Source organism: Streptomyces sp. NPDC042002, from assembly GCF_055588305.1.
Genome location: NZ_JBVJCT010000040.1, coordinates 66,622 through 74,024 on the forward strand (window position 1 = coordinate 66,622; position 7,403 = coordinate 74,024).

The window sequence follows — 7,403 nt, forward strand, 5'->3', positions numbered from 1 at the left end:
CTAGGTCACCGGTTTGCGTGAGGTGACAGTCCGGTAGGCGATCTCCGCGAGTCGTGCCTGTCCGTCCCTGCTCGGATGGAACCAGTCCCAGTGGCTCAACTGGTCCGTACCGAAGCGGTAGTCGAAGACCGCGTTCCCGTCGAAGCGGCAGCGCCGGTCCTTCGCGCACACCTCGCGCAGCACCTGGTTGTACGCCTTCACCCGGTCCTGCACCTGTCCGCGCCGCAGGGTCGCCGCCGAGCCCAGCGAGTCCGCGTCACCGAGCATCGAGGGGCAGATCCCCAGCTTCCAGACCTGCTTGCCCAGCGGATTGCCGCGCCCCTGGGACCACAGCCGCTTCAGGTCCGGCACGCTCGACACATACACCTGGGTCCTGGGCAGCGCGCCGCGCAGGGTCTTCATCGCGTCCTGGAACTCGGCACGGAAATCGGCGACGGACGTCATCGCCGAGGCGGAGGAGCGGCAGGCGTCGTTGGCGCCCGCCATCACCGTGACCAGCTCCGGCCTGCGGGTCGCCGCCTGTGCCATCTGGCCGGGGAGGTCGGCCATCCGCGCGCCGGTCACCGCGTAGTTCCAGCTGCGCTCGGCCGCCCCGGTCGCGCCGAGCAGCCGTACGGCGAGACTGTCGACCTGCGGATCGCTGCCGGTCGCCCACGACACCTCGGGGCAGTCGGACAGCACGCTGCAGGCGTCGAACCCGCGCGTGATGGAGTCGCCGACCGCGGCCATGGAGTCCGGGCTGCGGTCCCAGACCGGCGTGGGCTTCGGGGACGGCCGCGCTCCCGTGCCGTTGGGCGCGGAGGAGTCGCCACCGGTGGCGTCGCACGCGGCGACGCCCAGGAGCGCCGCCGCCACGGCGACGGCGAGGACGGCCCGTGAACGGTGGCTGCGATTCCGCATCCCCTGGTCTCCTCGTTCGTTGTACAGGGTTGGTCGGCACCCGTCCTGCGCGGTCGGTCGCACCACGTCTTACACGGACGGTCGCACCGCGTTTCCATGGGGCGGCCGTCTCCACCCGGGAGGCGACCCGGTATCCCCGACAAGGGGGTCCGGACGCGTCCCGCCGGGTGAAACCTCGGAGGTTCACGGCGCTTGGACCGACGGTACGTCACACTCCTTGCGCCGCCGCAGGGTAGCCTCGCCACGTGGCCGCCCTGCCACTGCGGTTCCGCTAAGTTACAAGATGTCTCGCTCTGTCCGGAGGCCCCAGTGACGACACGTGGAGTTCTCTACGTGCACTCCGCGCCCCGCGCGTTGTGCCCGCACGTCGAGTGGGCGGTCGCGGGGGTGCTCGGCACGCGCGTCAACCTCGACTGGATCCGGCAGCCCGCCGCGCCCGGCACCTGGAGATCCGAGTTCTCCTGGAAGGGCGAGGTCGGCACCGCCTCCAAGCTCGCCTCCGCGCTGCGCGGCTGGCACCTGCTGCGCTTCGAGGTCACCGCCGAACCCTGCCCCACCGCCGAGGGCGAGCGCTACAGCTGCACCCCCGAGCTCGGCATCTTCCACGCGGTCACCGGAATCCACGGCGACATCCTCATCCCCGAGGACCGGCTGCGCGCCGCGCTGCTGCGCTCCCAGCGCGGCGAGAGCGACCTGGAGGCCGACCTCGCCAAGCTCCTCGGCAAGCCCTGGGACGACGAGCTGGAGCCCTTCCGCTACGCGGGCGAGGGCGCCCCGGTCCGCTGGCTGCACCAGGTGGTGTGACACCCCGTCAGGGATGCCGGGCCGTGCCCGGAGAACGAACGGCGTGTGGCCCGTACCCCTTGAACCAGGGGTACGGGCCACACGTCATGCGGAACGGGTAACCCGGCGTCAGACGCTGCGGAACGCCAGCACCACGTTGTGCCCACCGAAACCGAACGAGTCGTTCAGCGCGGCGATGCGGCCCTCGACGGGCAGCTTGCGCGCCTCGCCGCGGACGATGTCGGCGGCGGCCTCGGCCTCGGGGTCGAGGTTCTCGACGTTGATGGTCGGCGGCGCGATCCGGTGGTACAGGGCGAGCACGGTGGCGACCGACTCGACGCCACCGGCGCCACCGAGGAGGTGACCGGTCATCGACTTGGTCGCGGACACCGCGAAGTGGTCGGCCTCGTCGCCGAACACCTTGCGCAGCGCCTTCAGCTCGGCCACGTCACCGGCCGGCGTCGAGGTGGCGTGCGCGTTCACGTGCACGATCTCGGCCGGGTCCAGGTCGGTGTTGTCGAGCAGGTTCTGCAGGGCGCGCGCGATGCCGCGGCCCTCGGGCTCCGGCTGCACGATGTCGTGCGCGTCGGCCGAGATGCCCTGGCCGACCGCCTCGGCGTACACCCGGGCGCCGCGCTTGGCGGCGTGCTCGGCGGACTCCAGGACGACGACGCCGGCGCCCTCGCCGAGGACGAAGCCGTCACGGGCGACGTCGTAGGGGCGCGAGGCACCCTCGGGGTCGTCGTTGTTCTTGGACATCGCCATCATGTTGCCGAACGCGGCGATGGGAAGCGGGTGGATGGCCGCCTCGGTGCCACCGGCGACGACGACGTCGGCGCGGCCCGTGCGGATCATCTCGATGGCGTAGCCGATGGCCTCGGCGCCGGAGGCGCAGGCGGAGACCGGGGTGTGCACACCGGCGCGGGCGCCCACGGCGAGCCCCACGTTGGCGGACGGCCCGTTCGGCATCAGCATCGGAACGGTGTGCGGGGAGACACGGCGTACGCCCTTCTCCTTCAGCACGTCGTACTGGTCGAGCAGGGTCGTCACGCCACCGATGCCGGAGGCGATGACCGTGCCCAGCCGGTCGGGGTCGACGCTCGGGTCCTCGCCCGCCCTGTCGGTGAAACCGGCGTTCGCCCAGGCCTCCTTGGCCGCGATCAGCGCGAACTGCGCCGAGCGGTCCAGGCGGCGGGCCTGCGGGCGGGGGATGACCTCGCCCGGCTCCACGGCGATCTGCGCCGCGATACGGACGGCCTGGTCGGCGGCCCACTCCTGTTCGAGGGGGCGGACGCCGGAACGTCCGGCGATCAGGCCCTCCCAGGTAGAGGCTGCGTCGCCACCCAGCGGTGTGGTTGCGCCGATACCGGTGACGACCACGGTGCGATTGGTCGGGCTCACGGGAATTCTTTCTCCAACGGATACGAGGATTCAGCGGCGCCACCGCCGGGTGGCGGGGCATCAGCCCAGGGGAACCAGGGCGCTAGGCCCCGGTGAACCCGGACGGTCGGCCCAGGTGACCGGAAGATCAGGCCTGGTTCTTGAGGATGTAGTTCGTCGCGTCGCCGACGGTCTTGAGGTTCTTGACGTCGTCGTCCGGGATCTTGACGTCGAAGCGCTCTTCGGCGGCGACGACGACCTCGACCATGGACAGCGAGTCGACGTCCAGGTCGTCGGTGAAGGACTTGTCCAGCTGGACGTCCTCGGTGGGGATCCCGGCGATCTCGTTGACGATCTCGGCGAGACCTTCGACGATCTCTTCCTGAGTGGCGGCCATGTCAGGCGCTCCTTCGGTGTGTTTCCAGAGGGGTGGCGGTATTCCGTACGGACCGGATGATCCGGTACGGAGTGCCTAGGGGAGGGTAACGACCGTCGCGGCGTACACGAGACCCGCCCCGAAGCCGATGACGAGCGCGATGTCGCCGCTCTTCGCCGCACCGGTCGCCAGGAGCCGCTCCATTGCGAGCGGAATCGAGGCGGCCGAGGTGTTGCCGGTGGTGCGCACGTCACGCGCGACCGTGACGTGCCCCGGCAGTTTCAGCGTCTTCACCATCGAGTCGATGATCCGCTCGTTGGCCTGGTGGGGAATGAAGACATCCAGGTCGTCCGGCGAAAGTCCGGCGGCTTCCAGAGCCTCCTTGGCGACCTTCGCCATCTCGAACACGGCCCAGCGGAACACCGCCTGGCCTTCCTGCGTGATGGCAGGGAACTTGATCTCGCCCTTGGAGTCGAGCGGGAGCCCGGAGACGTCGCCGGCCCTGAAGCGGTCCCACGGCACGGTCTGCTTGATCGTGCCGGCCTTGTCGCCCTCGCTGCCCCAGACCGTGGGGCCGATGTGCGGCTCCTCGGAGGGACCCACGACGATCGCGCCCGCGCCGTCGCCGAACAGGAAGGCCGTCGCGCGGTCCTCCAGGTCGGTGAGGTCGGACAGCCGCTCCACGCCGATGACGAGGACGTACTCCGCCGAACCCTCGACGATCATGCCCTTGGCGAGGGTGAGTCCGTAGCCGAAGCCCGCGCAGCCGGCCGAGATGTCGAAGGCCGCGGCCTTGTTCGTGCCGAGCTTGTCGGCGATCTCGGTGGCGATGGCCGGGGTCTGGCTGAAGTGCGACACGGTGGCGACCACCACGGCGCCGATCTGCTCGGCGTTGATACCGGCGTCGGCGATGGCCTTGCCGGACGCCTCGATCGACATCGCGGCGACGGTCTCCTCGTCGGAGGCCCAGTGCCGGGTCTCGATGCCCGAGCGCGAGCGGATCCATTCGTCGGACGAGTCGATCGTCTCCAGGATCACCTCGTTGGGCACCACCCGGACGGGACGGTAGCCGCCGACGCCGAGGATGCGCGCGAAAGGAGCTCCCTTGGGTGCCTTGATCTTCGACATGCTCTCAGGCTCCTTGGGCCGCGCTGTGCTCGGCGATGAGCTCGCGAGCCGCGTCGAGGTCGTCGGGGGTCTTCAGGGCCAGCGTCGCGACGCCGGGCAGCGCGCGCTTGGCCAGGCCGGTCAGCGTGCCGCCGGGGCACACCTCGATCAGCGCGGTCGCGCCGAGCTTCTGGAAGGTCTCCATGCACAGGTCCCAGCGGACCGGGTTGGCGACCTGGCCGACCAGGCGCGAGACGACCTCGGCACCGGAGGCCACGGCCTGGCCGTCCCGGTTCGAGACGTAGGTGACCCGCGGGTCCGCCGGACTCAGTTCCTCGGCGGCCTTGGCCAGCGCCTCGACCGCGGGGGCCATGTGGACGGTGTGGAACGCGCCCGCCACCTTCAGGGCCACGACCCGCCGTACACCCTCGGGCTTGTCCGCCTCCAGGGCGGCCAGCTGCTCCAGCGTGCCGGCGGCCACGATCTGGCCCGCGCCGTTCACGTTCGCCGGGGTCAGCCCGAGCTTCTCCAGGTGCGCGACCGTCGTCTCGGGGTCCCCGCCGAGCAGCGCCGACATACCGGTCCGCGTGATGGCGGCGGCGTCGGCCATCGCCAGGCCGCGCTTGCGTACGAGGGACAGCGCGGCGGTGTCGTCGAGCACTCCCGCGAAGGCGGCGGCGGTGATCTCGCCGACGCTGTGGCCGGCGACGGCACCGGGGGCCACGTCACCGAGTGCCGCGGCGGACAGCAGGCCGGCGGCGACCAGGAGCGGCTGGGCGACAGCCGTGTCACGGATCGCGTCCGCGTCGGCCTGGGTGCCGTAGTGGGCAAGGTCCAGCCCGATGGCGTCCGACCACACGCCGAGGCGTTCGGCGGCGCCGGGGAGGTCGAGCCAAGGAGTCAGGAAGCCGGGCGTCTGAGCGCCCTGGCCGGGAGCGACGAGTACGAGCACTCTCACACTCTCTCTTGTGGACGGCCACGGCCGCCCGTGGGGACAGGGACGAAGAACACGAGGCGGAATTGTAGGTCCCCGACAAATGCCTAGGTCTGAGGATCTCCATCGGCCAGACGCCCCAGGATCAGCGCGATCCGCAGCGTGAACGCGGATCGTACATCCGAAGGGGACCAGCCGGTGACGTCAGTCACACGTCGGAGCCGGTAGCGCACGGTGTTGGGGTGCACGAACAGCATCCGGGCGGCGCCTTCGAGGCTGCTCGCCTGCTCCAGATAGACGCTGAGCGTCTCCAGGAGCGCGGAGCCCGCCTCCTCCAGCGGTCTGTAGATCTCCTCCACCAACTGCTCGCGGGCGGACGGGTCCGAGGCGATGGCGCGCTCGGGCAGCAGATCGTCCGCCAGCACCGGGCGCGGGGCGTCCTGCCAGGCGAAACACGCCTTCAGCCCGGCCGCCGCGGCCTGCGCGGACCGGGTCGCGGCGAGCAGGTCGGGCACGATCGGCCCGGCGACGACGGATCCGGCGGCGAACGGACCGATCAGCGACTTGGCGACGGCGAGCGGGTTGTCGCTGCCGCCCGCGATGACGACCAGCCGGTCCCCGAGCACCCCCGTCAGCACCTGCAGCTTGGCGTGCCGGGCGGCCCGCCGGATCGCCTCGACCGTCAGCTCGCTGTCACCGTCGGGTGCCGTGCCCAGCACCACGCAGACATGTTCGGGCGAGTTCCAGCCGAGCGCGGCGGCCCGGGAGACGGCGCCCTCGTCGGCCTCGCCGGAGAGCACGGCGTTCACGACGAGCGATTCGAGCCGGGCGTCCCAGGCACCGCGTGCCTCCGCCGCCTGCGCGTACACCTGGGCGGTCGCGAAGGCGATCTCGCGGGCGTACACGAGCAGCGCCTCACGCAGCACGCCCTCGTCGCCCGGAGCGGCGACCTCGTCGATCGCGCTCTCCATGACCTCGATGGTGGTCCGCACCATCTCCACCGTCTGGCGCAGGGTGATGGCCCTGGTCAGCTCGCGTGGCGCGGTCCCGAAGACATCGGTGGAGATGGCCTGCGGCGCGTCCGGGTGCCGGAACCACTCGGTGAAGGCGGCGATACCGGCCTGGGCGACCAGCCCGATCCACGACCGGTTCTCCGGGGGCATGGCCCGGTACCACGGCAGCGTCTCGTCCATCCGCGTGATGGCCTGGGCGGCGAGACTGCCGGCCGACTTCTCCAGCCGCTTGAGGGTCGCGGTGTGCGAGTGGACGTCGTGCGCTGGGCGCTCGGTCTTGCTGGCTTCGGGTTCGGGCACGGGACAAGACTGCCTTATCCGGACGGAGCTGTGCGGCGGCGGGTCGCAAGTAAGCGCGGGCCGGTCGCCGGGCCGGGGCTACCGTGGTGGAGTGATGGACGTCCGCCGCGCCGACGAGCGCTACCGCGGAGGGGACCCGGCGGCCGGGATCTCCTCGCTCCACGCCTTTTCCTTCGGCCCGCACTACGACCCCGACAACCTCCGCTTCAGCGCGGTGATCGCCTGCAACGAGGAGCGGCTCGCCCCCGGCGCCGGCTTCGACGAGCACCCGCACAGCCACACCGAGATCGTCACCTGGGTGGTGGAGGGGGAGCTGACCCATCGCGACTCGGCCGGACACGAGTCGGTGCTGCGGCACGGGGACGTCCAGCGGCTGAGTTCCGCGGGCGGCGTCCGTCACGTCGAGCGCAACGACGGCGAGCTGCCGCTGGTCTTCGTCCAGATGTGGCTGGCCCCGCTGGAACCGGGCGGGGGGGGGGGGGGGGGGGGGGGGGGGGGGGGGGGGGGGGGGAGGAAAAAGGGAGAGGGGGGGGGGGGGGGGGGGGGGGGGGAGGGGGGGGGGGGGGGGGAGGGGGGGGCGGGTGGTCTCGTTGTTTGTGTTTTTTTTCTC

Annotated in this window: 8 protein-coding genes; 2 read left to right on the forward strand and 6 right to left on the reverse strand. The window is 71.4% G+C overall.

Going from position 1 to position 7,403, the window contains the following annotated elements; translation table 11 throughout:
• Positions 1-900 (reverse strand): SGNH/GDSL hydrolase family protein, encoded by a 900-nt coding sequence (locus tag ACZ6KY_RS35725; protein ID WP_469314414.1) that lies wholly within the window; start codon positions 898-900, stop codon positions 1-3.
• Positions 901-1,209: 309 nt separating this feature from the next.
• Between ACZ6KY_RS35725 and ACZ6KY_RS35730 the strand changes: the two genes are divergently transcribed.
• Complete coding sequence (locus tag ACZ6KY_RS35730) at positions 1,210-1,704, forward strand: DUF3145 domain-containing protein (protein ID WP_261702513.1); 495 nt, start codon at positions 1,210-1,212, stop codon at positions 1,702-1,704.
• 108 nt (positions 1,705-1,812) lie between these two features.
• On the opposite strand, the gene fabF is transcribed toward ACZ6KY_RS35730, so the two are convergent.
• From fabF to fasR, 5 genes are all read right to left on the reverse strand, one after another.
• A complete protein-coding gene (gene fabF / locus ACZ6KY_RS35735) occupies positions 1,813-3,084 on the reverse strand; it encodes a beta-ketoacyl-ACP synthase II (protein WP_469314415.1) in 1,272 nt (423 codons plus the stop codon).
• A gap of 127 nt (positions 3,085-3,211) precedes the next feature.
• Positions 3,212-3,460 (reverse strand): acyl carrier protein, encoded by a 249-nt coding sequence (locus tag ACZ6KY_RS35740; protein WP_261702511.1) that lies wholly within the window; start codon positions 3,458-3,460, stop codon positions 3,212-3,214.
• Between the two features lie 75 nt (positions 3,461-3,535).
• Positions 3,536-4,567 carry a beta-ketoacyl-ACP synthase 3 gene (locus tag ACZ6KY_RS35745; RefSeq protein WP_469314416.1) on the reverse strand — a complete coding sequence of 344 codons (1,032 nt, stop codon included), beginning with the start codon at positions 4,565-4,567 and terminating at the stop codon, positions 3,536-3,538.
• 4 nt (positions 4,568-4,571) lie between these two features.
• A complete protein-coding gene (locus tag ACZ6KY_RS35750) occupies positions 4,572-5,498 on the reverse strand; it encodes an ACP S-malonyltransferase (RefSeq protein ID WP_469314417.1) in 927 nt (308 codons plus the stop codon).
• A gap of 89 nt (positions 5,499-5,587) precedes the next feature.
• Entirely contained in the window at positions 5,588-6,793 is a 1,206-nt protein-coding gene (gene fasR, locus ACZ6KY_RS35755; protein ID WP_469314418.1) for a fatty acid biosynthesis transcriptional regulator FasR, read from the reverse strand.
• 94 nt (positions 6,794-6,887) lie between these two features.
• On the opposite strand from fasR, the gene ACZ6KY_RS35760 reads away from it, so the two are divergent.
• Positions 6,888-7,403 (forward strand): pirin family protein (locus tag ACZ6KY_RS35760; protein WP_469314421.1); only part of this gene is annotated, 516 nt, incomplete at its 3' end.

Bases quoted from the DNA above. Each gene is read 5' to 3' on its own strand.
- ACZ6KY_RS35740 (WP_261702511.1), bottom strand. From the start codon at position 3,460: ATGGCCGCCACTCAGGAAGAGATCGTCGAAGGTCTCGCCGAGATCGTC.
- ACZ6KY_RS35745 (WP_469314416.1), bottom strand. From the start codon at position 4,567: ATGTCGAAGATCAAGGCACCCAAGGGAGCTCCTTTCGCGCGCATCCTC.
- ACZ6KY_RS35725 (WP_469314414.1), bottom strand. From the start codon at position 900: ATGCGGAATCGCAGCCACCGTTCACGGGCCGTCCTCGCCGTCGCCGTG.